Raw genomic sequence first — 26,006 nt, forward strand, 5'->3', positions numbered from 1 at the left:
GCCGACACCGCCTCGAGCCTGCCGTGGATCCGCCTCAGAGTGCCGATGCCGGCTCGAGGTAGCGGCAGCTGTGGTGCGTCGCGAACCCCAGCCCGTCGTAGAGCGCCAGGGCCGGCTCGTTGTCGGTCTGGACGTGGAGCCACGCCGTCGTCGCGCCCTGCTCCGCGCCCCAGCCCACCAGCTCGCGGAGCGCGGCCCGCGCCAGACCGCGACGGCGGTACGCCGGATCGACGACGAGGTTGTGGATGCCGAGCCAGTCGCCGTCGATGCCGGCCTCGCCCCGCGAGACGCCGCCGATCACCACCGCGACCCGCGGCCCGTCCTCCTCGACGTGAGGAGTGTGCGGCGTGTCCGGCGCACCGGCGCCCAGCAGCCGGCTCACCCGGGCCAGCGAGGCGATCAGGAAGTGCGAGTCGCGACCTGGGACGGGCACCCAGCCGAGTGCGCGCAGCGCGTCCTCGGTGTCGGAGTCGAGCTCGACCTGGATGCGCGGCGGCCGATCGCGCTCGCGGTAGAACGCGGCCACCAGGTCGGCCGCCTCCGCCAGGGAGCGGTCAGGGTCGCCGACGCCCAGGCAGGAGTTGAACCGGTTGCGGACCCGCCCGACCGGCGCCGGCTCGAAGCGCAGCTGCCACTCGCCGAGCGGCGTGGTCTCGATGCCGACGAGAGCGGCGGTGTGCAGCTCGGCGTCGCGCACCGACACCCGCAGACGCGGCGAGGGTCGCGGGGGGACGGGCTTGCCGGAGACGATGAGCGCCAGGGGGATCGACACGGCGTCGCCGGTGTCGGGCTGCACGACGCAGAGGCCGTCGGCCCAGGACGTACAGATCCCGAGGACGTCGGTGAAGGCCGGTCCGCCGGTCGGGCCGCTCTCGCCCGGGACGAGGCGGCGCACCACGACGCGCGTCCCGACGACATCCGGACCTAGGGAATGGGGATGCACCGGCAGATACTAGGCTGACCCGCATCGACTTCCCTTGCTCCCAGGAGGATCCGGATGACCTACGTCATCGCCCAGCCGTGTGTCGACGTCAAGGACCGCGCGTGCGTCGACGAGTGTCCGGTCGACTGCATCTACGAGGGCAAGCGGATGCTCTACATCCACCCCGACGAGTGCGTCGACTGCGGCGCGTGCGAGCCGGTCTGCCCGGTCGAGGCGATCTTCTACGAGGACGACACGCCGGAGCAGTGGAAGGGCTACTACGACGCGAACGTGAAGTTCTTCGACGACCTCGGCTCGCCGGGTGGCGCGGCCAAGATGGGCGTCATCGACAAGGACGAGGCGTCGATCGCCGAGCTTCCGCCGCAGAACCAGGATCACTGAGGCCGTGCTGGGAGTCTCCCAGCGGCTGCCCGACTTCCCCTGGGACAAGCTGACGTCGTACGCCGAGACGGCGGGTGCCCACCCGGACGGGATCGTCGACCTGTCCGTCGGCACGCCGGTCGACCCGACGCCCGAGGTCGTGCAGCGGGCCCTGCGCGACGCCGCGAACTCGCCGGGCTACCCGGTCACGATCGGCAACCGGGCGACGCGGCAGGCGGCGATCGACTGGCTCGCCCGGTCGCACGGCGTCGAGGGGCTCGGTCTCGACGCCGTGCTCCCGGTGATCGGCTCCAAGGAGCTCATCGCCTCGATGCCGCTGCACCTCGGCATCGGGCAGGGCGACCTGCTCGTCCACCCCGAGCTCGCCTACCCGACGTACGAGGTGTCCGCGGCACTCGTGGGCGCCCGTGCCCGGGCGACCGACTCGCTGACGTCGCTCGGCCCCGAGGTGCCGAAGCTGCTCTGGCTCAACAGCCCCTCCAACCCGACCGGCCGGGTGCTGCCCGTCGAGCACCTGCGCAAGGTCGTCGAGTGGTGTCGCGAGCGCGGCACGATCCTCGTCTCGGACGAGTGCTACATCGAGTGCTTCTGGGAGGGCGAGAAGCCCGTCTCGGTGCTGCACCCGTCGGTGAGCGGGGGCTCGTTCGAGGGCATCCTCGCCGTCCACTCGCTGTCGAAGCGGTCCAACCTCGCCGGCTACCGATGCGCCTTCGTCGCCGGCGACCCGAGCCTGGTGGGCGAGCTGCTCGCCGTCCGCAAGAACCTCGGTCTCCAGATGCCGGGACCGCAGCAGGTCGCCATGGTGGCGGCGCTCGACGACGACGAGCACGCACGCGAGCAGCACGCGCGCTACGCCGCCCGTCGCGCCAAGCTGCGCGAGGCGCTGCAGGCGGCCGGCTTCGCGATCGACCACTCCGAGGCGTCGCTCTACCTGTGGGGCACCCGCGGTGAGGACTGCTGGAAGACGGTCGGCTGGCTGGCCGAGCACGGCATCCTGGTGGCTCCCGGCGAGTTCTACGGCGTGGCGGGCCGCTCGCACGTGCGGGTCGGCTTCACCGCCACCGACGAGCGCATCGATGCTGCCGTGGCCCGGCTCACCGCTTCCCTCTGACCCCGTAGGCTGATCGGCGTGACGGCGTGGGTTCGGGAGCACGCTCGAGGCCTCGCGGTGGCTGTCGGTGTGCTGGTCCTGGCGGTGATCGTGGCGATCAGCCCGTCGCGTGGCCGGGCGTCGCCGCTCGGGATCTACCGACCGCCCGTCCCCACCGAGACGCTGGCGTCGAAGTGCTTCCCGCTGCCGGACGGGGTGAGGCTCGACTTCCCGCACCAGGTCCGCTCCGACGCGAGCGTCGGCCACGGCAGACGGCGGCTCGTCGTGCAGTACGACCTCGTCGGCGCGGCCACGGTCGTGGCACGCCTCACCGACGCGCTCACGACGGCCGGGTTCACCGCCGTGCCGGGCTCGGTCGGCGGCGGTCTCCGCTTCGACCGTGGCGACGTCGGCCCGGTCGAGGCCACCGTCGAGCCCTACCAGCACCTCCCCGGCGGCTCCATCGTGCGCGGTCAGGTGGTGCTCGACCTGCCGGTGACACCCGTGGGCAGCGCCTCGCGGCAGTGCGCCGACCCGGGCGTGACCAAGCGGGGTGCGGGCGGGTGACGATCGTCGTGTCCCCAGCGATCCCGACCCGCGTACGCCGGATCGCGCGCGCCGACCTGGTGCTCGCCGTGCTCCTGCTGGCCCAGCTGGTCCTGCGCGTCCTGCTCTACCCGCGCGTCCAGGACGTGCACTACATCGGGGACGAGAAGGCCTACGTCGACGCCGCACGGGCGCTGTCCAACCTGGTGCGCGACGTGGTCGGGCCGACCCCGGTCGACCTCGGCGAGGTGCGGCGCAACGTCGTGGCCAGCGGATGGTTCATGCCGGGCATGTCGGTGCTGCTCACCCCGCTGCTCCTCGTCGAGCCGCACGCGTCGATCCCGCTCGTGCGCGGCTACCTCGACGTCGCCACGGGCGTGCTGTTCCTCCTGGCCGTGCTGGACGTCCGCCGTGTCCTCGGGCCCTGGTACGCCGTCGTGCTGGCCGTCTTCGGGCTCGTGCCGATGTGGCTGCTCTTCGCGGCCACCGCGTACGGCGACCTGACGGCCGGCCTCGTGCTGGTGCTGCTGATGACCCGGCTCGTCGCGGCGCTTCGCCGGGTGCGCCTCGGCACCCTGGCGCCGCTCAACGGCGTCGGGCTGGGCCTCCTGGCGATCGCCGTCCTCTACCTGCGCCCCAGCGCGATGCCTCTCGCGATCGGGCTGCTGCTCCTGCTCCTGCTCTGTGCCGTGTGGCTGTCCCGCGGCCGGGCGCGCCTGCGCAGCGTCGCCGCCGCACTGATCGCGGTCGCCGTCTTCGGTGCCGTCCTGCTCCCGTGGTCGGTGCTGGCCTCGCAGACGCTCGGCGGCCGGGTGCTGACCACGACGTCGGTGCCCCTCGGCCTCGGCGCCACGTTCGGCGACAGGGACAAGCGCTGCTTCGGCCCGTGCGACCCCGACGCCTCGCTCTGGTACGGGCCGGTGCGCTACGGCCGCGAGGTCGCCCGGGCGACCGGGCGCAGCGAGGTCACCGTGCAGCAGCAGGCGGCGCGGTACGCGATGCAGGACGTGACGACCGGCAGCTATGCCCGCGACGTCCTGGCGGACTTCGACCGCTACCTGCACGAGCCGGCCCACTACTCGGTGGCCTACCACCCGCCGGGGAAGAGCGACGACTCGGTGCAGCGGGCTGTGGTCACGTGGACCGAGCGGATGTTCCGCCTGCTCATGCTCGGCGGCGCCGCCGTGCTGCTCCTCGTCCGACGCCGCGACTTCACCGACCAGGCACTGAGCGTGGTCGCCAAGGTCGCGCTGGCCGGTCTCCTGTTCCAGCCCTTCGTCCACGTGTCCGGGGCGCGCTACTGGCCGACCGCGGCGCCGGTCGCCGCGCTGGGGCTCGCGATGCTCGGGTCGGCGCTGCTCGCCCTCCGGCCGGGGGCCGCCGCTCCGGCGCGGGTGGGCGACGCGGCGCCCGTGCGGCTGTTCACGGTCCTCCAGGCGTGCTGCGCCGTCACGGTGGTCGCCGTCTGGGTGGCGTTGCACGTCCTGGCCGGCTGAGCCGTCGGCCCGCTGTCAGCCCGCCAGGTCGACGCGGACCTGGCGGCTGACCGAGGAGCCGGACGTCGTCCACTTCTCGTCGCGGGCCCAGACCCGGCCGGCGTACGAGACGCGGCGGATGCCGAGCCGCTGCGACTGCGCGACCAGGTAGTGCGCGAGCGCCCAGCCGGTCGCCCGCGCGGGCACACCGACGGTGAGGGTCCGTCCGGTCACCACCGGCGTGGAGACGAGGCCGCCGAAGACGCCGGTCACCTCGTCGCGGACGGTGGCGGGACGGCCGGGGCCGACGCTGGCGACGCGGCAGGCGAACGCGTGGCCCGACTGGCCGGTCAACGCCGAGGCCAGGGCGCGGGCGGCGGGCTCGTGGGAGGCGTACGCCTCCGGATAGCCGCTGTGCTGCACCCGCTGTGCGGCCTCGGTGATCCGCATGCCCTCGTAGCCGTTGATCCGCACGAGGGCGTCGTAGAACCGGCCGATCGCGTAGACCGGGTCCTTGATCTGCTTGCGCGTGCCCCAGCCCTGCGACGGACGCTGCTGGAAGAGCCCGACCGAGTCGCGGTCGCCGTAGTCGAGGTTGTAGAGCTTCGACTCCTGGTAGGCGGTGGCCAACGCGATCGTGGCAGCACGCGCGGGCAGCCCGCGGCGTACGGCGATCGCGGTGATGAGCCCCGCGTTCTGAGCCTGCTCCAGGTCGAGGCTCGCGTCGAGGGAGCCGACCGTGGCGACGCACTCGTCCGGAAGCAGCGTCTTGACCTTGTCGGTGACGTGCCGCCAGCCGATCGTCGCCGCCGCCCCGATGAGGACCAGGGCGACCAGGGTCGCCCCGAGTCTCTTCATCGTCAGTTCGCGTGGAGCGCCTCGTTGAGGACGATGCCGTCGCCGTGCCACGGCACCGCCTCGACCACGCCGGTGGTGCTGTTGCGGCGGAACAGGACGTGGGAGGCGCCCGAGAGCTCGACCGCCTTCCGGGTGCTGCCGTCCTGCATCGTCACCTTCGTGCCCGCGGTGACGTAGAGGCCGGCCTCGACCACGCAGTCGTCGCCGAGCGAGATGCCGAGGCCGGAGTTCGCGCCGAGCAGGCAGCGCTCGCCGACGGAGATGACCTGCTTGCCACCGCCCGAGAGCGTGCCCATGATCGACGCGCCGCCACCGACGTCGGAGCCGTTGCCGACGACGACGCCACCGGTGATGCGGCCCTCGACCATGCTCGCGCCGAGCGTGCCGGCGTTGAAGTTCACGAACCCCTCGTGCATCACCGTGGTGCCCTCGGCCAGGTGGGCGCCGAGGCGGACACGGTCGGCGTCGGCGATCCGCACCCCGGACGGCAGGACGTAGTCGGTCATGCGCGGGAACTTGTCGACGCCGTACACGGCGACCGGCTTGCCGGCCGCCTTGAGCCGCGCGCGGGTCAGCTCGAAGCCGCCGACCGCGCACGGGCCCTCGGAGGTCCACACGACGTTGGTGAGCAGGCCGAAGACGCCGTCGAGGTTCTGGCCGTGCGGCTGCACGAGACGGTGCGAGAGCAGGTGCAGCCGGAGCCAGACGTCCTGGGTGCTCGCGGGCGCGGCCTCGAGGTCGATCTCGACGAGCTCGACCCGCTTCTCGACGCGGCGCAGGGCGTCGGAGCCCTCGAGCGCCTTCAGCTCGGCCGCAGGCGCCGCGTCCTCGGGCCTCTCGCCGAGCGTGGGGGTCGGGAACCACACGTCGAGGACAGACTCGTCGGCGGCGTACGTGGTCAGGCCGAAGCCCCAGGCAGCAGTCACGTGGACCGATTCTAGGGGGCGTGTGAAGCCCGGCGTGACCCAGCGGTCACCGTGGGCCTCACACGCGCGTCACTGGCCGATGCGGCCGTCGATGCACTCTCTGATCAGGTCGGCGTGGCCGCAGTGACGGGCGTACTCCTCGACCATGTGCACCAGGATGTCGCGGACCGTGGTCGTGTCGCCGCCGCTGTTGTAGACGAGCGAGGTCGCCATGGACTCGTCGGACTGCTCGTGCAGCCAGTCCTCGGCGCGCGCGATCTGGCGCTTCCACTCCTCGAACGCCTCGTCGACGCACTCCTGCGTGCCGACCGCGCCGGTGAACTCGATGTCCGGGTCGCCAGGGTCGGTGTAGGGCCGCTGCTCGTCGAGGTTGGCCTGCAGAGCACGCTGGAACCACGTGTGCTCGACGTGGGCCATGTGGCGCACCAGGCCGAGCAGGCTGAGGTTGCTCGGCGGCACCGAACGCGTCGCGAGCTGCTCCGGCGTCAGGTCGGCGCACTTGAGCTCGAGGGTGAGCCTGTAGTTGCGCAGGTAGTCGCGGTACGTCGCCAGCTCGCCGACCGGCTTGCTGTCGAAGCGCGGGTCCTGGTCGGAGGGGAGCCAGTTGCCGGCGTAGCCGGTGGGGGAGGTGCTCATGTCGCCAGCCAACTCTGCTGCCCTGCGGAGACGCAACCGGGATTGTCGGCCGTGCCGGGTCGGTCGATCCTGATCTGGTTGGCGGGGCGCCGTGCCGACGCCGTAGGCTGGGCCCACAGGCGTTCGAGCCGTCATCAGCGGCGAGCCCCGGGAAGAAAGCTCACCAGCAAGTAGACCCCGGCGGGTAGGCCCGTCACAGCCGTCACGAGTGGTTCCTCGATCCTGGGGAGCAAGCAGGGTGGTACCGCGGCGAGAGTCGTCCTTGCAGGACCGACGACACCGACCGCAGGAGCCTGAGAGCCGATGACCTATCCCAAGGTCACCACCGACCCGACGTCAGCGCCCGACCAGCGAGGCGTGCCCGCCAGGCCCCGGTTCCCCGGCATCGAGGAGCGCGTCCTCGCCTACTGGGCCGAGGACGGCACCTTCCAGGCGAGCATCGACAACCGCGACCCCGGCGTGAACGGCAGCAACGAGTTCGTCTTCTACGACGGGCCGCCGTTCGCCAACGGCCTGCCGCACTACGGCCACCTGCTCACCGGCTACGTCAAGGACATCGTCCCGCGCTACCAGACGATGCGCGGCAAGCGCGTCGAGCGACGCTTCGGCTGGGACACGCACGGTCTGCCCGCCGAGCTCGAGGCGATGCGGCTGGGCGGCATCAAGACGACCGACGAGATCCTCGAGATGGGGATCGACAAGTTCAACGAGGCCTGCCGCGCCTCGGTGCTCAAGTACACCGGCGACTGGCGCGAGTACGTCACCCGCCAGGCGCGCTGGGTCGACTTCGACAACGACTACAAGACCATGAACCCCGAGTTCATGGAGTCGGTCATCTGGGCGTTCAAGAGCCTCTTCGACAAGGGCCTGGTGTACGAGGGCTTCCGCGTCCTGCCGTACTGCTGGAACGACGAGACGCCGCTGTCCAACCACGAGCTCCGGATGGACGACGACGTGTACCAGCAGCGCCAGGACCCGGCGGTCACGGTGGGCTACACGCTCTCGGACCTGGGGACCGACCCGGTGCTCGACGGCGCGCACATCCTGATCTGGACCACGACGCCGTGGACCCTCCCGTCGAACCTCGCCGTGATGGTCGGCTCCGAGATCGACTACGTCGTCGTGGAGGCCGCGGTCCCCGGCACCGACCGGACCGCGCGGTACGTGCTGGCCGAGGCCCGGCTGGCGTCGTACGCCCGGGAGCTGGCGGACGCCGACGGTGAGCTCACCGTCCTCGGTCGGTACACCGGCGCGCAGCTGGTCGGCCGCACCTACACCCCGCCGTTCTCCTACTACGCGGGCCATGAGAATGCCTTCCGCGTCGTCGCGGCCGACGACGCGGTGACGACCACCGACGGCACGGGCGTCGTGCACACCGCCGGCGCGTTCGGTGAGGTCGACAAGGAGATCACCGACCGCGAGAACATCGAGGCGGTCATGCCGGTCGGCAAGGACGGCCGGTTCACCCACCCCGTCGACGAGTACGCCGGCATGCTGGTCTTCGACGCCAACCTCCACATCATCGACGACCTGAAGGCGGTGACCCGTGGTGGGACCGGCGGCTCGGTCACGCCGGGCACGATCCTGCTGCGTCGCGAGTCCTACGAGCACTCCTACCCGCACTGCTGGCGCTGCCGCGAGCCGCTGATCTACAAGGGCGTCTCGTCGTGGTTCGTCGAGGTGACGAAGTTCAAGGACCGGATGCTCGAGCTGAACGAGGAGATCGGCTGGACGCCGGACCACATCAAGCACGGCCAGTTCGGCAAGTGGCTGGAGAACGCCCGCGACTGGTCGATCACCCGCAACCGGTTCTGGGGCAGCCCGGTGCCGGTGTGGAAGAGCGACGACCCGGCGTACCCCCGCATCGACGTGTACGGCTCTTTCGAGGAGCTCGAGCGTGACTTCGGTCGGCTGCCGCGCGACAAGGACGGCAACCGCGACCTGCACCGGCCGTTCGTCGACGAGTTGACCCGGCCCAACCCGGACGATCCGACGGGCCGCTCGACCATGCGCCGCGTCGCCGACGTGCTCGACGTGTGGTTCGACTCCGGCTCGATGAGCTTCGCCCAGGTCCACTATCCCTTCGAGAACGCCGACTGGTTCGCGGGATCAGAGGGCGGCTCCGCCGCGGGGCACTTCCCGGCCGACTTCATCGTCGAGTACATCGGCCAGACGCGCGGCTGGTTCTACACGCTGCACGTCCTGGCGACCGCGCTCTTCGACCGTCCGGCGTTCAGCTCCTGCATCAGCCACGGCATCGTGCTGGGCAGCGACGGCAACAAGATGTCGAAGTCACTGCGCAACTACCCGGACGTCTCGGAGGTCTTCGACCGCGACGGCGCCGACGCGATGCGCTGGTTCCTGATGTCCTCGCCGATCCTGCGCGGCGGCAACCTGGTGGTCACCGAGCAGGGCATCCGCGACTCGGTGCGCCAGGTGATGATCCCGCTCTGGAACAGCTGGTACTTCTTCCAGCTCTACGCCAACGCGGCCGGCATCGAGGCGTCCTGGTCGACGGCGTCGCAGGACCCGCTGGACCGTTATGTCCTCGCCAAGACGCGGGAGTACGTCGCCGCGATGACCGAGGCGATGGACGGCTATCACATTGCCGACGCGTGCGAGACGACGCAGCGCTTCCTCGACGTCCTCACGAACTGGTACATCCGCCGCTCGCGCGACCGGTTCTGGGCCGACGACCGAGGCGCGTTCGACACGCTCTACACGGTCCTCGAGATCACCTGCCGCGTCGTCGCGCCGCTGCTGCCGCTGACCACGGAGGAGGTCTGGCGGGGGCTCACCGGCGGGCGGTCGGTGCACCTGACCGACTGGCCCTCCGTCGACGACCTGCCCGCCGACCACGCCCTGGTCGTCGCGATGGACACGGTCCGCGACGTCTGCTCGGCCACCTCGGCGCTGCGCAAGGGGCGCCAGCTGCGCAACCGCCTGCCGCTGTCGTCGCTGACGATCGTCGGCGCGGCGACCCCGCCTGCCTCCCTGGCGGGCTTCGAGCCGGTCGTGGCCGACGAGGTCAACGTCAAGCAGGTGCGCCTGCTCGACGCGGACAGCGACGAGGCGGCGACCTACGGCATCGCGCAGAAGCTCACCGTCAACGCACGAGCGGCCGGCCCGCGGCTCGGCAAGGACGTCCAGATCGCGATCAAGGGCTCCAAGACCGGGGACTGGTCGGTGGCCCCCGACGGCACCGTCACCGCTGGTGGTCTGGCGCTGGTCGAGGGGGAGTTCACCCTGGAGACCGTCGCTGGCGCCGCGTCCGACGACGTCGCGGTCGGGATGCTGCCGGGAGGAGGCTTCGTCGTGCTCGACACGGTGGTCACCCCCGAGCTCGCGTCCGAGGGCCTCGCCCGGGACCTGATCCGGGCGGTGCAGCAGGCGCGCAAGGACGCCGGGCTCGACGTCTCCGACCGGATCGAGCTGGTGCTCGGCGGGTCCGCCGGCACGCTCGCGGCGGCCGACGAGCACGAGCAGCTCATCGCGCGGGAGACGCTCGCGACGGCGTACTCGCTGGCGGAGACGATGACGGGCACCGAGCTGGCGCTCAGCGACGGCGAGGTGGCCACGATCTCCGTGGCGAAGGCCTGATGCCGGCGCCGGGCCGGTCGGTCAAGGCCGACTCGCTCGGCGTCGGGGTCGCGACCGGCGCGTACGGCGTCTCCTTCGGCGCCCTCGCGACCGCCTCCGGCCTCGACGTCTGGCAGGCGTGCGCGTTGTCGCTGCTGGTCTTCACCGGCGCGTCGCAGTTCGCGTTCGTCGGCGTGGTCGCGGCCGGCGGCGTACCGCTGGCGGGTGCGGCGACCTCGATCCTGCTCGGCAGTCGCAACCTGTTCTACGGGATCGGACTGGCCCCGGTCCTGCGGCTGCGCGGGTGGCGGCGGGTGCTCGGCGCGCAGCTCGTCATCGACGAGTCGACGGCCATGGCACTGGGCCAGTCCGACCGTGACGAGGCACGGCTGGCGTTCCGCCTCACCGGTGTCTCGGTCTTCGTGCTCTGGAACCTGATGACGCTCGCCGGCGCTCTCGCCGGCACCGCCATCGGCGACCCGCGCACGTTCGGCCTGGACGCGGCCGTCGGCGGCGCGTTCCTGGCGCTGCTGTGGCCGCGACTCACGGCCTTCCCGCAGCGGGTCGTGGCCATCGTCGGCGCCGCCGTCGCGACCGGCCTGGTGCCGTTCACCGCCGCTGGCCTGCCGATCATCCTCGGGGGCGCCGCCGCGGTCGCCGTGGGCCTGGCGCTGCCCTCCGGGAAGCGGGGAAGCGGATGATCTGGGCCGGCATCATCGTCACGGCGATCGGCTGCTACGCGCTCAAGCTCATCGGCCTCTCCGTGCCCGACCGGGTGCTGACCCGTCCGCTCACCCAGCGCGTGGCCGCCCTCATCCCGCCGGCACTGCTGGGCGCCCTCGTCGCGGTCCAGGTGCTCGCGGAGGGTCAGCGGCTGGTCATCGATGCGCGGCTGGCCGGCCTGGCCGCGGCCGTCGTCCTGCTGCTCCTGCGCGCGCCGTTCCTCGTCGTGGTCGCGGGCGCCGCCGTCACAGCCGCGGTGCTGCGCCTGCTCTGACGTGCCGAGTCGGCGCGTCCTGGCGCAGTGGGGGTGCCGAGTCGGCGCGTCCTGACGCTGTGGGGGCGCCGAGTCGGCGCGTCCTGGCGCTGTGGAGGTGCCGAGTCGGCGCGTCCTGACAGACAACTTGCGAGTTTGCGCCGACTCGACCCTGTGGGAGTGCGAGGTTGCGCCGACTCGACCCTGTGGGAGTGCGAGTTTGCGCCGACTCGACCCTGTGGGAGTGCGAGTTTGCGCCGACTCGACCCTGTGGGAGTGCGAGTTTGCGCCGACTCGCGGTCAGACGACCCCAGCGAGCGGTTCGGGGGAGCCGAGCCACGTCAGCAGGGTGCGTGCGCCCCAGCCGCTCGGGCCCTTCGTCCACTCGTCGCGGTCCTCGGGCGTGTCGCCGACCGACGCGAGGTCGAGGTGCGCCCACGGAAGGCCACCGGCGAAGTGCTGCAGGAACAGCGCGGCCGTGATCGCCTGGGGGGTGCCGGCGCTGTTGTCGGCGTCGGCGATCGGGGACGCGAGCTTGTCCTCGTACGTCGAGCTCAGCGGCATCCGCCACAGCGGCTCACCGGTCGCCTCGGCCGCGCCCTCGAGGATGGCGGCGAGCACGTCGTGGTTGGCGAACAGTCCGCCGACCTGCTGGCCGAGCGCGACCTTGATCGCGCCGGTGAGGGTGGCGACATCGACGATGACGTCGGGCTTCACCTGAGCGACGGCGTACGCCATCGCGTCCGCGAGGACGAGTCGCCCCTCGGCGTCGGTGTTCGTGACCTCCGAGGTGCGGGCGGTCTTGTCGCCGGGAAAGTGGCGGAGCACGTCGCCGGGCCGCATCGACGAGCCCGAGACGGCGTTCTCGGCGGCGGCGACCAGGCCGACGACACGGACCGGGCAGCCGACGGCGGCGAGCGCGGCCATGGTCGACAGCACGATCGCGCCGCCGGTCATGTCGCGCTTCATGGTGGTCATCGAGTCGCCGGGCTTGAGGTTGAGGCCGCCGGTGTCGAAGGTGATGCCCTTGCCGACCAGCGCGACGGTCGGCGTCTTGCGTGACGCCTTCGGTGGGGCGTAGTCGAGCCGGATCAGCCTGGGCGGCGTCGGCGATCCGCTGCCGACGCCGAGCAGGCCGCCGAAGCCCTCCTTGGCGAGCTGCTGCTCGTCCCAGACCTTCACCTTCAGCCCGGAGGCGTCCGCGATCGTCAGGGCCTGCTCGGCGAGCCAGGCGGGGTTCTTGATGTTGGACGGGACGGTCGCGAGGAACCGCGAGCGCCAGCCGGCGGTCGCGACGGCGACGGAGCGGCTCAGCGACCCGTCGTACGCCGACCCGAGCTCGGCCAGCACGACCGACCCGACCGGGCGGTGCACCGGACCGGACGCGCGCCAGTCGAACGAGAAGGACGCCAGCGTGACGCCGACGACGAAGGGCTCGACGGCGACGTCCGGGTCGAGCGCCGGGATGGTCGTCGCGACCGTCGACAGGTCACGGGTCGCCCGTGCGACGGCGACGCCGGCGCGCCGGAAGTCGACCGGCCGCTGGGCGCCGACGCCGACGAGCAGGATGCGCCGCAGTGCCTTGTTGCCTCGTACGCCGCCGGGGACGACGTACGAGACGACCTCGCCGGCCTTGCCGGAGGCGTGCTCCGCCTCCAGGATGCCGAGCAGGTCCAGGTCGCTCGCCGCGTCAGCGAGCGCAGCAGCACCCGGACCGAGCATGAGGGACTCGCCCGGCAACACGGGCAATGCGATGACCTCTGCCCCTGCGACGGCGTGGGGGACTCGCTCGTCGAGGGTGACGGCAGGCGGACTGACCTGCGGCGGGAGGGTGATGGCGTCAGCCAACGACATCCTTGAGGGCGTTACCGAGGGCGCCTGCCTCGTCGGCGTTCAACTCGACCACCAAGCGGCCACCGCCTTCCAGAGGGACGCGCATCACGATGCCGCGCCCTTCCTTGGTGACCTCCAGCGGACCGTCTCCCGTCCGCGGCTTCATCGCCGCCATGCGGCACCTCTTCCTCTATGGCGTCACGTGAACCGCTGGCGGGCCCACTAGTTGCTCGAGTCATTATCCCCTATGCGACGCCGCCGTGGGTCAGCGGTGGGCGTGGAACAGTCCCAGCAGGCGTCGTACGACGGGCCCGCGCAGGTTGCTGCGCGACGGGCTGGTCCCGAACTCGGCCGTCACGGCCTGTCCACGGAAGTGCTTGTTGAACCACATCGTCATGGTCCCGTGGCAGCCACCGTTGCAGCTGAACCGCTTCACCGGCAGCCGCAGCGCCCGGGCGAGCCGCTGGGAGAACGCCGGGTGCTTGGTGAGCGTGTCGACCCCGTAGAGCGGCTGGTGGAAGCTGACCACGTACGCCGGCCGCACGCGGCTCAGGAAGCCCATCATGGCGCGCGTCTCCGGTTCGGACGCCGGCCCGGTCCCGGAGTCGTAGCGGCCGGTCACGCGCCGCCAGGACGTCGGGTAGTTGCGGTTGAGGTCGACGCCGTGGGCGTTCTGGCGGCGGTGCCGCGCCTTCCCGTCCGGGTTGTAGGTCGGGACGACCCAGAGGTCCACTCCGGTCACCGGCCTCCCGTCGCGCAGCGAGGTCAGGATGTCGGAGACCTTCGACTCGTCGCCGTGCATCGTGGAGATCAGCACGACCTTCGTGGCACCCGGCGTGCCGAGGTGCCATGCCCGGATCGGACGGCCGCTCACGGAGTGGCCGATCACCCGGACGCCGATCACGGCCGGTCGGGTCACCTGCCGGGTCGGCGTCGGTGCGGCCTCGGCGTGCGCGGGGCCGCCGAGGACCGGGAGGGCCAGGACGAGCGTCAATGTGCTCGTGAGGAGGGTGCGTCGCATCGAGCATGCTCCTTTCGACGACGTCAGATCGCGCTGATGGCGTATGCCCAGGTGAACCACGAGACGCCCAGCAGCATCCCGACGTGGGCGAGCACGGACAGCCACGGACTCTCGGTCCAGGAGTCGGCGGCGGCGACCGTGTCGGCCGCGCGCTTGCCGCGGTTGCGGCTCGGCAGCCAGCGGACGAGCAGCATCAGCCCGGTCGCGGTCACGACCCACCAGAAGGCGAGGGCGATCACGCCGACCAGCGAGCCGCCGAGGAACGAGGCCTCGGGGAAGATCAGGAAGAGCAGCCAGAGCACGACGGCGACCGCGCCGGCACCCGTGTGCGCGGCGAGTGGCCAGCCGGCGTGGCTGTTGCGCAGACGCAGCCGGGTGAGCACCACGGCGAGTGCGCCGAGGAAGGTGAGGATGTACGCGACGATCATGGACATGGCGTGTCACCTTCCCGGGCGTCCTCGAGCTCGGTGCCGAGCCGTGCCAGGAGGGCGTCCACCTCCGACATCCGGTAGCCGCGCAGCGCCACCGAGAAGCGCACCTTCCGCAGGTCCGCGGCGGTGAGGGGCCGGTCCGCCGGGACGAGGGCGTCGGGTCGGTCGTCGTACGCCGGGGCCATCGGCTCGCCGCGGCCCGCGGCGACCACGGCGACCCCGCCGAGGACGATCACGACCACGATCGCGAAGACCCACATCATCGGGCGTCCCGCGCCTTCACCATCAGGTCGACGACCTCGTCGACATCGTCGGTCAGGGTGAGCATGTCGAGGTCGCTCTCCTTGATCCTCGCGTCGGAGAGCATGGACTGACGCATCCAGGCGATCAGCCCGCTCCAGTGCTCGACGCCCATGAGGACGATCGGGAACTGAGTGATCTTCTGCGTCTGGACCAGCGTCATCGCCTCGAACAGCTCGTCGAGGGTGCCGAGACCGCCGGGGAGGACGACGTAGCCCTGGGCGTACTTCACGAACATCGTCTTGCGGACGAAGAAGTAGCGGAAGTTCAGGCCGAAGGTGACGTACGGGTTGAGGCTCGCCTCCCAGGGCAGCTCGATGCCGAGCCCGATGCTCTGGCCCCCGGCCTCCGCCGCACCCTTGTTGGCGGCCTCCATGGCGCCCGGGCCGCCGCCCGTGATGACGGCGAAGCCGGCCTGGGCCAGGGCGGCGCCCACCTTCACGCCCATCTCGTACGACCTGTGCCCGGCCGGCGTCCGGGCCGATCCGAAGACGGAGATCGCGGGACCTATCTCGGCGAGGTCGTTGAAGCCCTCGACGAACTCGGCCTGGATCTTGAGCACTCGCCACGGATCGGTGTGCACCCAGTCGCTGGGCCCGCGCGTGTCGAGGAGTCGCTGGTCGTTGGTGCTGCCGTCCGGCCGGCCGGCGGTGGGTCGCGGCGAGCTGCCGCTTCGCTTCGTCATCTGCGTCCTGTCCTAGTCGCGTGCGAGCCAGGCGCGCAGCACACGCTCGCAGTGCTCGATCTCCGAGACTGCCACCTGCTCGTCCTGCTTGTGCGCGAACGTCGGGTCGCCGGGCCCGAAGTTGACGGCGGGCACGCCCAGCGTGGTGAACCGGGCGACGTCGGTCCAGCCGAACTTCGGCCCCACCTCGCCACCCACGGCATCGACGAACTCCTTGGCCGCCGGCCGGTCCAGGCCGGGCAACGCGCCGGGCGCCGAGTCGGTGAGGGTGACGTCGTAGCCGTCGAAGAACTCCCGGACGAACGCCAGCGCCTCCTCCTCGGTCCGGTCGGGGGCGAAGCGGTGGTTCACGGTCACCACGCACTCGTCGGGGATGACGTTGCCGGCGACGCCGCCCGAGACCAGAACCGCGTTGAGACCCTCGTGGTAGGTCAGGCCGTCGATGACCGGCTGCCGGGCGACGTACTCCTCGAGGCGGCGCAGCACGTCGCCGGCGGCGTGGATGGCGTTCGAGCCCATCCAGCTGCGCGCCGAGTGGGCGCGCTCGCCGTGGGTCCGCACCTCGACCCGGAGGGTGCCCTGGCAGCCGGCCTCGACGCCCGCGTTCGACGGCTCCATGAGGATCGCGAAGTCGGCGGCCAGGAGGTCGGGGTGCGACTGCGACAGCTTGTTCAGCCCGTTGCGCGCCGCGTCGACCTCCTCGCAGTCGTAGAGCACGTAGGTCACGTCGCGCGTCGGCCGCTCGAGGGTCGCAGCGAGCCGCAGGATGACGGCGTCCCCGCCCTTCATGTCGCAGCTGCCCAGCCCGTGCAGCACGCCGCCCTCCAGCCTGCTCGGCAGGTTGCCGTTGACCGGCACGGTGTCGATGTGACCGGCCAGGACCACCCGCTCGGACAGCCCGTACGACGTCCGGGCGACGATCGTGTGGCCGAACCGCTCCACGGACAGGTGGGGGAGCGCTCGCAGTGCGGCCTCGACCGCGTCGGCGATGACCGCCTCCTCGCCGCTCACGGACTCGATGTCGACGAGCTGCCGCGTCAGGGTGACGACGTCGGCGGTGAGGTCCAGCGTGAGGTCCAGCGCGGCATCGGACGGCATGCGGCCAGTCTCCCAGACGGTCCGTCAGACCTCTGGGGTCCACTCTTTCTTGGCGACGAGCAGCCCGTCGCCGACCGGGAGCAGCAGCGGGACCAGGCCGTCGTGGCCGGCGATCGTGCGGCCGACGTCGCGGATGACGGTGGTCTCCTCGTCGCGTCGCGACGGGTCGGCCACCCGGTCGTGCCACAACGCGTTGTCGAACGCCACGACGCCGCCGGGACGCAGCAACCGGAGCGCCTCGGTCAGGTAGTCGGCGTACTCACGCTTGTCGCCGTCGAGGAAGACCAGGTCGTAGTGGCCGTCCGTGAGCCGGGGGAGCACGTCGAGCGCAGCGCCGGAGATGGTGCGGGCGCGTGGCGTCGGGATCCCGGCCTCGGTGAAGGTCTGCCGGGCGAGCCGCTGGTGCTCGGTCTCGATGTCGACGGTGGTGAGCACGCCGTCCGAGCGCATGCCGCGCAGCAGCCAGAGGCCGGAGACACCGGTCCCTGTGCCGACCTCGACGACGGCGCGGGCGTCGAGGACCGAGGCGAGGAAGCGCAGCGCGGCGCCGCTGCCCGGCCCGATCGGGACGACGCCCACCTCGGCCGCGCGTGCTCGTGCGGCGGCAAGGATCTCGTCCTCGGCCACGAACTCCTCGGCGTAGGTCCAGCTCGTGGCGTTGATCGGCTCCGTGGTCACGGGAGAAACCTAACGCGACCGCGCCCGCGGTGGGGGAACGAAACCCCTGTGCTCGGCGTTGGACACACCACAGACTCACAGGCTGCCTTCAGGTTGCGCACCTAGCCTGGGATTCCGCGAGATGAGGGAGCGACCCACATGGGCGACGAGACGACGACCGAACAGGCGACCGGCGTGCCGACCTGGGACGAGATCGTCGAGCAGCACTCCGACCGTGTCTATCGGCTGGCGTACCGGCTCACCGGCAACCCTCACGACGCGGAGGACCTCACCCAGGAGGTCTTCGTCCGTGTCTTCCGCTCCCTGGACTCCTACACCCCGGGCACGTTCTCGGGCTGGCTGCACCGGATCACCACGAACCTCTTCCTCGACCAGGCGCGCCGCAAGCAGCGGATCCGCTTCGACGCGCTGTCCGACGAGCGGGCCGACCGGCTCAGCAGCAGCCAGCCGACGCCCGACATCGCCTACACCGACCAGCGCTTCGACGACGACGTGGAGCGGGCGCTTCAGGCGCTGCCACCGGACTTCCGGGCGGCCGTGGTGCTGTGCGACGTCGAGGGTCTGACGTACGAGGAGATCGCCGAGATCCTCGGCGCCAAGCTCGGCACGGTCCGCTCCCGGATCCACCGCGGCCGGGCGATGCTGCGCGAGGGCCTCGCGCACCGGGCGCCGAAGTCGGGCCGGATGCGCTACTCCGGCCCCAAGGTGCTGGGTTGGGCGACACGAGGATGAGCCTGCTCAACGGCCACCTGGGCAACCGGACCAGCGCGCTGCTCGACGGTCAGCTCCCCGCGGACGAGGCCGAGCGCGCGTGGGCGCACGTCCAGCAGTGCCACACCTGCCGCGACCGGGTCGAGCGGGAGGGCTGGGTCAAGCGCCGTCTCGCCGGCCTCTCGTACGACGCCGGGGCGACAGCGTCCGACCGGCTCAAGGGCTCGTTGCTGGGCGCCTCGGAGCTGACTCCGGGCGAGTGCTTCCTCGGCGCCGACCACCATCGGCGCAACGTGACCCTGGCCGCGGTCGGTGGAGGGGCCGTCGGCGCCGCCGTCATAGGCGTCCTCGCGCTCGGCGCGGCTCCCGCCTCGGCGCCCACGACCGAGCGGCCGATGCCGGTCGTGTCGCTCACAGGCTCCGGCACCACGCTCGCGGTGCATCGCGAGCGCACCCCCTCGCCCTGACGCACCCGCCTCCCCGCTGAGCAAGGGATGCTCCAGGTCTGGCCGGCCCTGACAGAATGGCCGGGTGAGCACCGACGAGCCGTCCGGCGAGCCCACCCAGCCACTGGGCTGGGACCGACCCGCTCCGCCGCCGGGTCCGGCGTTCCCGCCACCCGGGATCCGGCCGAGCGACTCCTGGCTGCCGCCGCTCACCCAGCCCCTGACCGAGCCGCTGCCCGGTCGGACGCCCGAGTCGGACCCGGCCACGCGGGCCCGACCGAGCCGCTGGACGTGGCCGGTCGTCGCGGTCCTCGCGCTCATCATCGGGGCCCTGAGCGGCGTCGGTGGCGCAGCGCTGTGGGACGGGCTCGACGACGACAACCCGACGGCGTACACGTCCTCGGGCGGCTTCGGAAGCACGACCGTCAACCAGGCGCCGATCAAGCCGGGTGACGCGAGCGTGGTCGCCGTGGCCGATGCACTGCTGCCCTCGACCGTGCAGATCCAGGCGGAGTACGCCGGCAAGGAGAACGGCGCGACCGGGTCGGGCTTCGTCCTCGACGCGAAGGGCGACATCGTCACCAACAACCACGTCGTCGCCGACGCGGCCAAGAACCACGGGCCGATCTGGGTCGTCGACACCCAGGGGCGACGATCGAAGGCCACCGTCGTCGGCCGTAGTCCCGTCTACGACCTGGCGGTCATCAGTGCACCGGACGCGAAGGGGCTCAAGCCTGCCTCCCTCGGCGCGGCGAAGGCCCTCCGGGTGGGTGAGCAGGTCGTCGCGATCGGCTCGCCGCTCGGGCTCAGCTCGACGGTGACGGCGGGCATCGTCAGCGCGCTCGACCGGCCGGTGACGACGGGCGACTCGGCCGACGACACGTCCTACATCAACGCCGTGCAGACCGATGCGGCCATCAACCCCGGCAACTCGGGCGGACCGCTGGTCAACCTGCTCGGCCAGGTCGTCGGCGTGAACTCCGCGATCGCCACGACCGGCGGGATCCAGGACGAGGCCGGCAGCATCGGCGTCGGCTTCGCGATCCCGATCGAGCAGGTGCGCACGACCGCCGCGCAGATCCTCGACACGGGCAAGGCGAGCTACCCGATCATCGGGGCGAAGGTGCAGACCGCCGACGACAGCGGTGACGGCGCCGAGATCAGCTCGGTCGACGACGGGACGCCTGCGGCGAACGCCGGGCTGAAGAAGGGCGACATCATCAAGGCCGTCGACGGCCAGCGGGTCTCCGACGGCATCGGCCTCATCGTCGCGATCCGGACCCACCAGCCCGGCGAGAAGATCACGTTCACGGTCAACCACGCCGGCAAGGACCGCCAGGTCGAGGTCACCCTCGCCGGCGAGGTCGGCTAGTCCGATCAGTCCTGCGACTCCTGGTCGACGAAAGGGTGCTCGGAGACGAACTCCTCCGTGTCCTTGTAGAGCTGCTGGATGAACTCCTCGAGCTTGCTCGCCTCGATCCGCCACTGACCGCGGCCGCCGAGCTTGATCGCGGGCAGCTCTCCGCGGCGCACCAGCGCATAGACCTGGGCGCTCGAGGTGTTGAGCAGCTCGGCGACGTCGGCGAGCGTCAGGAAACGGGGGGTCTCCGGCATTCCGACATGATCCCATCACCCTGGTGATCGTGCGCAGGTGCGTCCAACTGGTTGTGGATAGAATCCGGTGAACGCCTGCCTGTGGAGAACCGGATGACGCCGAGGTCCGTCCGGTCCATGATGTGCCGGTGAATCTCGGGCTCGACAGTTCCTCCTTGGGTGCGTCTGCGGGCAGCGCGCCCGCCGCGCAGCGTGTGCAGCGTGCCGGCTGGCGCGACCCCCGCCTCTGGGTCGGCGTCGCGATCGTCGCCGCGTCGGTCGTCGTCGGCGCGCGGGTGCTGGCGTCGGCCGATGACACCGTCCCGGTCTGGACTGCTGTCGGTGACCTGGCCGCGGGCGCTCCGTTGGCGGCCGGCGACCTCGAGCAGCACCGGGTGCGGTTCGCCGACGCCGACGTGCTTCGCGACTACTACAGCGGGACGGCGTCGCCGCCCCGAGGTGTGTTGCTGCGCGGGCTGGGCGCCGGCGAGTTGCTGCCCCGCGCAGCCGTGGGCACCGCGACGCAGAGCGGGACGGTGCAGGTGCCGCTGGCGGTCGACCCCGAGCAGGTGCCGCCATCCGTCGGCGCGGGCAGCGTGGTCGACGTGTACCTCCTCGGCGACGCCGAGCCGGCACTGGCCGCCGCCAGCGTGGTCGACGCCCCCGACGTCCAGGACAGCTTCGTCGTGTCGGGCAAGCGACAGCTGGTGCTCGCGGTGCCCGAGGACGATGCCCGTCGGTTCTTCGGACTCCTCGGCGCGGCGGACTCGCCGACCCTGACCGTCGTCCGGCGCGCATGACGTGCGTCGTCCTGCTCGCCGCGGCCGGAGCCGGGTGGGAGCCGGCCGCGCTGAGCCTGCTCGAGCGGACGGCCGACGTCGTCGTCCTCAAGCGCTGCGTCGACCTCGACGACCTGCTCGCGGCCGCTGCGTCGGGCCAGGCCGACTGCGCGGTCCTCGCCGCCGACCTGCCCGGACTCGACGCCACCTCGGTCGACCAGCTGCGCCGTCACGGGGTCCGCGCCGTCGCCGTCGTGCCAGCCGGACCGGCGGGCGACCCTGCCGGTGCGCGGGCCTCCCGGGCGGGCCTGTCGCGGATCGTCGCCGAGGATGCGCTCGGTCGGCTGCCGGACGCCCTCACCTCGGCCGAGCAGCCGGACTAGGAGGGTGGGCCCGACGAGCCCGCCACCGCGTCGAGTCCGCCGGGTCGTGGACGGGTGGTCGCGGTGTGGGGGCCTGCGGGCGCTCCGGGTCGTACGACGGTCGCGGCCGCCGTGGCCGCAGAGCTGGCCCGGCGACGATATCCGACGGTCCTCGTCGACGCCGACCCGCACGGCGGCGCGGTCGCCCCTCTGCTCGGCGTGCTCGACGAGGTGTCCGGACTCCTGGCCGCGGGCCGGCTCTCCGTGGGCGGAGAGCTGTCCGAGCGCTTCGTGACCGCGTTGCGGGCCTACGGGCCGCAGCTCGACGTGCTGACCGGCCTGCCGCGCGCCGAGCGCTGGGCCGAGCTGCGCCCGGGCCTCGTCGGCGAGATCGCCGAGTGCGGGCGCAGGAGCGGCTCTGTGGTGATCGACACCGGCTTCAGCCTCGAGGACGACGGCGCCGAGATGCAGGGTCGCTCCGGGCGCAACCAGCTCACCATCGACGCGCTCGACGCCGCCGACGAGGTCATCGTCGTGGGGACGCCCGATCCGGTCGGGCTCTCCCGGCTCGCGCGCGGGCTCGTCGACCTGCGCGAGCGGACCAGCGAGCCGCCGTACGTCCTGGTCAACCGGATGCGGCCGACCATCGGGTGGTCCGAGCGCGAGGTCGTCGGGATGCTCGCCGGTGTGGTGCGCAGCGCGGACGTGTGGTTCCTGCCGGACGACCGGGCGAGCGTCGACAAGACGTCGGTCGCCGGACGCACGCTCCTCGAGACCGCTCCGGACGCGGCGCTGCCGAGGGCGATCGCGCGGTTCGTCGACGAGCTCGCACCGCCTCCGCCCGCAGCGGGGCGGCGGGCCCGACGCGTCCGCGCCCGTTGAGTGGCGCGGAGATCGGGGCCCGGTGATCAGGCCGCGGTGATCAGGCCGCGGTGATCAGGCCGCGGTGATCAGGCCGCGGTGATCAGGCCGCGGTGATCAGGCCGCGGTGATCAGGCCGCGGTGATCAGGCCGAGAAGAGCAGCCACAGGCCGCCGATGGTGAAGGCCACCATCGCGAACAGCAGCGGGAGCTGCCCGGTGAGCTGGTGACGGCGCGGGAGCAGCTTGACCGCCCGGTCGTGGGCAGCGATCACACCGACCACGTGGCCGCAGACGACTGCCAGCACCTTGATGTTCGCCAGCATCGTGGGGTGGTAGGCGAAGTAGTAGTCGACCTTCCAGTTCGCCGTGCCGAACCAGTTCGAGCCGTTGGAGAACGGGTCGCTCGCCTTGATCAGGGTCGCCTCACCCGCCTCGAGCAGGTAGGAGAGGTAGTGCGCGATGATGTAGCCCACGATGATCGGCACGATCGAGTGCGCGAAGAGGCCCGGCAGGGTCCGTCTCCGGAAGCCCGGCTCGACGCCGGTGAGCATGGTGCCGGCGGCGAAGATCGCACCGACCGCGAGACAGAAGCCGAGCAGGGCGAGGTTGTTGACGAGCGTCGGCGCCCAGCTGTGGTTGTTGATGTAGTCGCTGCCCTGGAGGAACGTCACCCAGTGCGTCGAGTCCTTGAACGAGTCGAACGCCGTCGAGCCGAACAGGACCGCCGTCACCGCGACGAGGCCCGCACGGGGGGTGACCGTGTCGAGGTTGGCGAGCGGGCTGCGCACGAGGAGCGCGCCGTCGCGGCGGCCCCACACCGACAGCTTCGCGACGAGGGAGCTGTAGACCTCGAACGGGTCGGCCCGCTCGTAGAAGACGTTGCCGAAGAGCGCGCCGCCGATGAGCATCAGGGCGACGTACACGGCACACCAGAGCCGGACAGGGCCGAGCTCGGTGGAGTAGGGGTAGACGAGCTCCATCCAGACGAACGCGTACAGCCCGATCGCGGCCGGCCAGTGGCCGAGCCACTCGGGGTAGCGGTAGACGCCGGTCTCCGGGTCGCCGCCGGAGAGCTTCGCGAAGATCAGGTTGATGGTGCGGACCGGGCTGATCGCACGCCACACCCGACCGAACAGCAGCGACAGCGGGACGAGGGCGACCCACCACCACACGTAGAAGATGCCGAACAGTGGGTTGGTGAGCAGGTCCTTGCCGAACACCGCGACCATCGCGGTGTAGAGGAACAGGACGAACCCGACGGCCCGCCACAGGACGCGCCACCACGTCGAGTCGACGATGCCCACGATCCAGGCCGGTGCCGGGCGCCCGGACGTCGCGGCGTCGTAGCGCGGCGTACGCCACGCGACCGCCAGGACGGTGAAGGAGATGGTGAGTGCGGCGACCGCGCCGGCGATGGCGAGCTCAGGCGAGATCGGAAGGTCTCGAGCGCCCCCGATCCCGTGGGCGGAGATCACCGGACGATCACTTGACTTCGAGCTGGACGATGGTCTTCTCGAGCGAGTGCGACTCCACCTCGATGATGCCGGCCGTCTTGAAGCTGCCGAGGTCGAGGATGGTCGTGCCGGTGCCGTACTCGAGCTGCTTCTCCGGCGAGGAGTGGACGTGGATCTCGCCAGGAGCGTCGGCGGTGACGACGAACTTCACCTCTTGGCCGATCGCGACGTTGACGCGCTCGCCGTTCGGTGTGACGCTCTTGCCCTCGAACTTGATGTCGATGGTCTTGGTCGACGGCTGGCTGGATGCGGGCGCCTGCCCGTCGCTGCCGCACGCGGTGAGGAACAGGGCGCCGGCGAGCACGGCGAGTACGGCGATGAGGTGGCGCAGCTTGCGCATCGTTGCCTCTCTCGAGTGGGTTCGACACACGGAAGACGACGGGCGGTCCACGCCCGTCGCACCTCTGGAAGAATCCCATGTGAAACTGAGAGGGGCCCAAGAGGCCCCGGAGAGGGGCGTCACATGGGGGACCGCCTCAGACCGCGTGATCTGGCGTTCCTGAGCGAGGAGAGCGCCACGGCGCCGCGCCACAACGCGACGGTCGAGGTCTTCGAGCCCGGCCCGGGCGGCTTCGACTACAAGGCCCTGCTCGCGCTCATCGCCGACCGGATCTCCTTCGTCCCGCGTTACCGGCAGAAGGTCCAGGTCGTCCCGGGTCGGCTGGCCAACCCGGTCTGGGTCGACGACCCGACCTTCGACCTCGAATACCACGTACGACGCTCCGCGCTCCCGCGTCCCGGCAACGCCGACCAGCTGCGCGACCTGGTCGCGCGGATCGTGTCCCGGCCGCTCGACCGCGGCCGGCCGCTGTGGGAGATGTACTTCGTCGAGGGTCTCGAGGGCGGCCGGGTCGCGATCCTCACCAAGGCCCACCAGGCGCTGGTCGACGGTGTCCACACCGTCGACCTCGGACAGGTGCTGCTCGACGTCAGCCCCGACACCAGGATCCTCGACCCCGACGAGCACGACACCTGGCGGCCGGGGCGTCCGGCGACGCCCGCCGGGCTGCTGGTCGACGCCGTCCGCGACGCCATCGCCGAGCCCGACACCGTCCTCGCCAGGGCACGCAGCACCAGCACCCGGTTCGTCCGCCGGGCGCGCGGGTTCGCGCGTCAGGGCATCGGCACGGCCGAGATGGTCGTGCGGGGTCGCCCCGACCGGCCGACCCCGCTCAACGGCCGGCTGTCGCAGCAGCGCCGGTTCGTCACGCTCGATGCACGGCTCGAGGACCTGCGCGCGATCCGGGCCGCACACGGCGGGACGATCAACGACGTCGTGCTGACCATCGTCGCGGGCGGCCTGCGCGCCTGGCTGATGGCACGGGCGGAGTCGCTCGGCGGGATCCGACAGGTCCGTGCCGTCGTCCCGGTCTCGGTGATCGACGAGAACGAGGAGACGACGTCGCTGGGCTCCCAGATCGCCGTGCACTTCGTCGACCTGCCGGTCGGCGAGGCGAGCCCCGTCGTACGTCTGCACCAGGTGTCGTACTCCTTCGAGTCGCACAAGGCGACCGGACGCGGCGTGGCCGCCAGCCGGCTCGCGGGCATCGCGGGCTTCGCGCCGACGACGTTCCACGCGGTGGGGTCGCGAGCGGCTGCGGCGCAGCCCGATCGCAGCTACCAGCTCTCCGTCACGAACGTCCCCGGGCCTCAGTCGCCCCGCTATGCGGCGGGCGCCCGGATGGTGGCGAGCTACGCCGTGCCGCCGTTGGTGCCCGGACACGCGCTCGCGATCGGCGTGACGTCCTTCGACGGCGGGGTGTTCTTCGGCATGACGGTCGACCGCGACATGGTCCCCGACACCGACATCCTCAGCCAGTGCTTCGCCGACGCCCTCGTCGAGCTTCTGGACACCTCGAACGGCGGGCGGGAGCGGGCTCCACGCGGGCGGCGCCGGCCCGAGAAGGAGAGCACCTGATGCGGCTCTACGTGCCCGCCACGATCGACCTGCTCGGCACGTGGCACGCGGCCGGCGAGGTGCCGGTGGAGGACCCGGGGCTGCTCGGCGCGTTCCAGGCGCCCGACGACACCGAGGAGGGGGAGTACTCCGCGCTGATGTCGGCCGCGGACGCGTCCGCCGAGCTGCTCGCCGGCCCCGGTCGGCGCGTCGTCATCGTCGTCGAGGCCGCGTGGTCCGGTGGCGCCGTCCGGGCTCGGGACTGGCGGGCCGTGCACGCCGACCTCGCCGAGCGGCCCGCCGGTGCCGACCCCGACGAGGACCTCGGCTGGTTCGGCACGCAGGAGATCCCCGACCTGCTCCGGTGACGGCCCGGCTGCCAGGA

30 protein-coding genes are annotated in these 26,006 nt (G+C 71.7%); 15 read left to right on the plus strand and 15 right to left on the minus strand.

The genetic code is table 11. The annotated features are described in order from the left end of the window. Positions 1-34 precede the first annotated feature (34 nt). On the minus strand, positions 35-943 hold the full coding sequence (locus ABD205_RS17910) for a GNAT family N-acetyltransferase (protein WP_344047162.1): 909 nt from the start codon (positions 941-943) through the stop codon (positions 35-37). A 54-nt stretch (positions 944-997) separates the two neighbouring features. Between ABD205_RS17910 and fdxA the strand changes: the two genes are divergently transcribed. From fdxA to ABD205_RS17930, 4 genes are read left to right on the plus strand one after another with little or no spacing between them, the layout of a single operon-like run. Beyond that, positions 998-1,324 carry a ferredoxin gene (gene fdxA / locus ABD205_RS17915; RefSeq protein WP_344047164.1) on the plus strand — a complete coding sequence of 109 codons (327 nt, stop codon included), beginning with the start codon at positions 998-1,000 and terminating at the stop codon, positions 1,322-1,324. A 4-nt stretch (positions 1,325-1,328) separates the two neighbouring features. Then, positions 1,329-2,435, plus strand: coding sequence for a succinyldiaminopimelate transaminase (gene dapC, locus ABD205_RS17920; protein ID WP_425573071.1), 1,107 nt, complete (start codon positions 1,329-1,331; stop codon positions 2,433-2,435). Positions 2,436-2,453: 18 nt separating this feature from the next. Beyond that, positions 2,454-2,981 carry a hypothetical protein gene (locus tag ABD205_RS17925; protein WP_344047166.1) on the plus strand — a complete coding sequence of 176 codons (528 nt, stop codon included), beginning with the start codon at positions 2,454-2,456 and terminating at the stop codon, positions 2,979-2,981. 8 nt (positions 2,982-2,989) lie between these two features. Beyond that, positions 2,990-4,456 carry a hypothetical protein gene (locus ABD205_RS17930; protein ID WP_344047168.1) on the plus strand — a complete coding sequence of 489 codons (1,467 nt, stop codon included), beginning with the start codon at positions 2,990-2,992 and terminating at the stop codon, positions 4,454-4,456. Between the two features lie 15 nt (positions 4,457-4,471). On the opposite strand, the gene ABD205_RS17935 is transcribed toward ABD205_RS17930, so the two are convergent. From ABD205_RS17935 to ABD205_RS17945, 3 genes are all read right to left on the minus strand, one after another. Next, complete coding sequence (locus ABD205_RS17935) at positions 4,472-5,293, minus strand: hypothetical protein (protein WP_344047170.1); 822 nt, start codon at positions 5,291-5,293, stop codon at positions 4,472-4,474. Positions 5,294-5,295: 2 nt separating this feature from the next. Next, positions 5,296-6,219, minus strand: a complete 924-nt coding sequence (gene dapD, locus ABD205_RS17940) for a 2,3,4,5-tetrahydropyridine-2,6-dicarboxylate N-succinyltransferase (protein ID WP_344047172.1) — start codon at positions 6,217-6,219, stop codon at positions 5,296-5,298. Between the two features lie 69 nt (positions 6,220-6,288). Further along, a complete protein-coding gene (locus ABD205_RS17945) occupies positions 6,289-6,855 on the minus strand; it encodes a DinB family protein (protein ID WP_344047174.1) in 567 nt (188 codons plus the stop codon). A 303-nt stretch (positions 6,856-7,158) separates the two neighbouring features. On the opposite strand from ABD205_RS17945, the gene ileS reads away from it, so the two are divergent. Genes ileS through ABD205_RS17960 form a run of 3 tightly spaced genes read left to right on the plus strand, consistent with a single transcriptional unit; the run spans position 7,159 to position 11,431 of the window. Beyond that, positions 7,159-10,455: an isoleucine--tRNA ligase gene (gene ileS / locus ABD205_RS17950; RefSeq protein ID WP_344047176.1), complete on the plus strand. Its 3,297-nt coding sequence runs from the start codon at positions 7,159-7,161 to the stop codon at positions 10,453-10,455. Then, positions 10,455-11,135 carry an AzlC family ABC transporter permease gene (locus ABD205_RS17955; protein WP_344047178.1) on the plus strand — a complete coding sequence of 227 codons (681 nt, stop codon included), beginning with the start codon at positions 10,455-10,457 and terminating at the stop codon, positions 11,133-11,135. The genes ileS and ABD205_RS17955 overlap by 1 nt, the downstream gene beginning before the upstream one ends. Continuing rightward, complete coding sequence (locus tag ABD205_RS17960) at positions 11,132-11,431, plus strand: AzlD domain-containing protein (RefSeq protein WP_344047180.1); 300 nt, start codon at positions 11,132-11,134, stop codon at positions 11,429-11,431. Before ABD205_RS17955 ends, ABD205_RS17960 begins: the two co-directional genes overlap by 4 nt. Positions 11,432-11,710: 279 nt before the next feature. On the opposite strand, the gene ABD205_RS17965 is transcribed toward ABD205_RS17960, so the two are convergent. The 8 genes from ABD205_RS17965 to ABD205_RS18000 all read right to left on the minus strand — a co-directional run bounded on the left by ABD205_RS17965 (position 11,711) and on the right by ABD205_RS18000 (position 17,456). Then, positions 11,711-13,264, minus strand: coding sequence for a leucyl aminopeptidase family protein (locus ABD205_RS17965; protein ID WP_425573072.1), 1,554 nt, complete (start codon positions 13,262-13,264; stop codon positions 11,711-11,713). Next, on the minus strand, positions 13,251-13,418 hold the full coding sequence (locus tag ABD205_RS17970) for a DUF3117 domain-containing protein (RefSeq protein ID WP_182527156.1): 168 nt from the start codon (positions 13,416-13,418) through the stop codon (positions 13,251-13,253). Before ABD205_RS17970 ends, ABD205_RS17965 begins: the two co-directional genes overlap by 14 nt. A gap of 90 nt (positions 13,419-13,508) precedes the next feature. After that, positions 13,509-14,264 carry a M14 family zinc carboxypeptidase gene (locus ABD205_RS17975; RefSeq protein WP_344047187.1) on the minus strand — a complete coding sequence of 252 codons (756 nt, stop codon included), beginning with the start codon at positions 14,262-14,264 and terminating at the stop codon, positions 13,509-13,511. 23 nt (positions 14,265-14,287) lie between these two features. Beyond that, positions 14,288-14,698, minus strand: coding sequence for a hypothetical protein (locus tag ABD205_RS17980; protein WP_344047188.1), 411 nt, complete (start codon positions 14,696-14,698; stop codon positions 14,288-14,290). Then, complete coding sequence (locus ABD205_RS17985) at positions 14,689-14,958, minus strand: DivIVA domain-containing protein (RefSeq protein ID WP_344047189.1); 270 nt, start codon at positions 14,956-14,958, stop codon at positions 14,689-14,691. The genes ABD205_RS17980 and ABD205_RS17985 overlap by 10 nt, the downstream gene beginning before the upstream one ends. Then, entirely contained in the window at positions 14,955-15,680 is a 726-nt protein-coding gene (locus tag ABD205_RS17990) for an LOG family protein (protein ID WP_344047190.1), read from the minus strand. Before ABD205_RS17990 ends, ABD205_RS17985 begins: the two co-directional genes overlap by 4 nt. A 12-nt stretch (positions 15,681-15,692) precedes the next feature. Continuing rightward, entirely contained in the window at positions 15,693-16,778 is a 1,086-nt protein-coding gene (dapE, locus tag ABD205_RS17995) for a succinyl-diaminopimelate desuccinylase (protein ID WP_344047192.1), read from the minus strand. A gap of 24 nt (positions 16,779-16,802) precedes the next feature. After that, positions 16,803-17,456 (minus strand): O-methyltransferase, encoded by a 654-nt coding sequence (locus tag ABD205_RS18000; RefSeq protein ID WP_344047194.1) that lies wholly within the window; start codon positions 17,454-17,456, stop codon positions 16,803-16,805. 138 nt (positions 17,457-17,594) lie between these two features. On the opposite strand from ABD205_RS18000, the gene sigE reads away from it, so the two are divergent. The 3 genes from sigE to ABD205_RS18015 all read left to right on the plus strand — a co-directional run bounded on the left by sigE (position 17,595) and on the right by ABD205_RS18015 (position 19,985). Continuing rightward, entirely contained in the window at positions 17,595-18,188 is a 594-nt protein-coding gene (gene sigE, locus ABD205_RS18005) for an RNA polymerase sigma factor SigE (protein ID WP_344047196.1), read from the plus strand. Then, the gene (locus tag ABD205_RS18010; RefSeq protein ID WP_344047198.1) at positions 18,185-18,634 is read left to right on the plus strand and encodes an anti-sigma factor; all 450 of its coding nucleotides are present in this window, start codon (positions 18,185-18,187) and stop codon (positions 18,632-18,634) included. Before sigE ends, ABD205_RS18010 begins: the two co-directional genes overlap by 4 nt. 64 nt (positions 18,635-18,698) lie before the next feature. Next, positions 18,699-19,985, plus strand: coding sequence for a S1C family serine protease (locus ABD205_RS18015; RefSeq protein WP_344047200.1), 1,287 nt, complete (start codon positions 18,699-18,701; stop codon positions 19,983-19,985). Between the two features lie 5 nt (positions 19,986-19,990). Here the strand turns inward: ABD205_RS18015 and ABD205_RS18020 are convergent, their stop codons facing one another. Beyond that, entirely contained in the window at positions 19,991-20,227 is a 237-nt protein-coding gene (locus ABD205_RS18020) for a helix-turn-helix domain-containing protein (RefSeq protein WP_344047202.1), read from the minus strand. Positions 20,228-20,382: 155 nt separating this feature from the next. Here ABD205_RS18020 and ABD205_RS18025 point away from each other — a divergent pair, with 155 nt between their 5' ends. The 3 genes from ABD205_RS18025 to ABD205_RS18035 all read left to right on the plus strand — a co-directional run bounded on the left by ABD205_RS18025 (position 20,383) and on the right by ABD205_RS18035 (position 22,229). Then, positions 20,383-21,006 (plus strand): hypothetical protein, encoded by a 624-nt coding sequence (locus ABD205_RS18025; protein WP_344047204.1) that lies wholly within the window; start codon positions 20,383-20,385, stop codon positions 21,004-21,006. After that, positions 21,003-21,368: a hypothetical protein gene (locus ABD205_RS18030; protein WP_344047206.1), complete on the plus strand. Its 366-nt coding sequence runs from the start codon at positions 21,003-21,005 to the stop codon at positions 21,366-21,368. Before ABD205_RS18025 ends, ABD205_RS18030 begins: the two co-directional genes overlap by 4 nt. A gap of 63 nt (positions 21,369-21,431) precedes the next feature. Then, positions 21,432-22,229 (plus strand): CpaE/TadZ family protein, encoded by a 798-nt coding sequence (locus tag ABD205_RS18035; RefSeq protein ID WP_344047208.1) that lies wholly within the window; start codon positions 21,432-21,434, stop codon positions 22,227-22,229. Between the two features lie 124 nt (positions 22,230-22,353). Here ABD205_RS18035 and ABD205_RS18040 read toward each other — a convergent pair whose 3' ends face one another. After that, a complete protein-coding gene (locus ABD205_RS18040) occupies positions 22,354-23,685 on the minus strand; it encodes a hypothetical protein (RefSeq protein WP_344047209.1) in 1,332 nt (443 codons plus the stop codon). A gap of 7 nt (positions 23,686-23,692) precedes the next feature. Then, complete coding sequence (locus ABD205_RS18045) at positions 23,693-24,064, minus strand: hypothetical protein (protein WP_344047211.1); 372 nt, start codon at positions 24,062-24,064, stop codon at positions 23,693-23,695. A 123-nt stretch (positions 24,065-24,187) separates the two neighbouring features. Between ABD205_RS18045 and ABD205_RS18050 the strand changes: the two genes are divergently transcribed. Together ABD205_RS18050 and ABD205_RS18055 are read left to right on the plus strand one after the other, a co-directional pair. Further along, positions 24,188-25,642 carry a WS/DGAT/MGAT family O-acyltransferase gene (locus ABD205_RS18050; RefSeq protein WP_344047213.1) on the plus strand — a complete coding sequence of 485 codons (1,455 nt, stop codon included), beginning with the start codon at positions 24,188-24,190 and terminating at the stop codon, positions 25,640-25,642. After that, positions 25,642-25,989, plus strand: coding sequence for a DUF6912 family protein (locus ABD205_RS18055; RefSeq protein ID WP_344047215.1), 348 nt, complete (start codon positions 25,642-25,644; stop codon positions 25,987-25,989). The genes ABD205_RS18050 and ABD205_RS18055 overlap by 1 nt, the downstream gene beginning before the upstream one ends. Positions 25,990-26,006 lie beyond the last annotated feature (17 nt).

This window comes from Nocardioides panacihumi (assembly GCF_039530925.1).
Classification (GTDB): domain Bacteria; phylum Actinomycetota; class Actinomycetes; order Propionibacteriales; family Nocardioidaceae; genus Nocardioides; species Nocardioides panacihumi.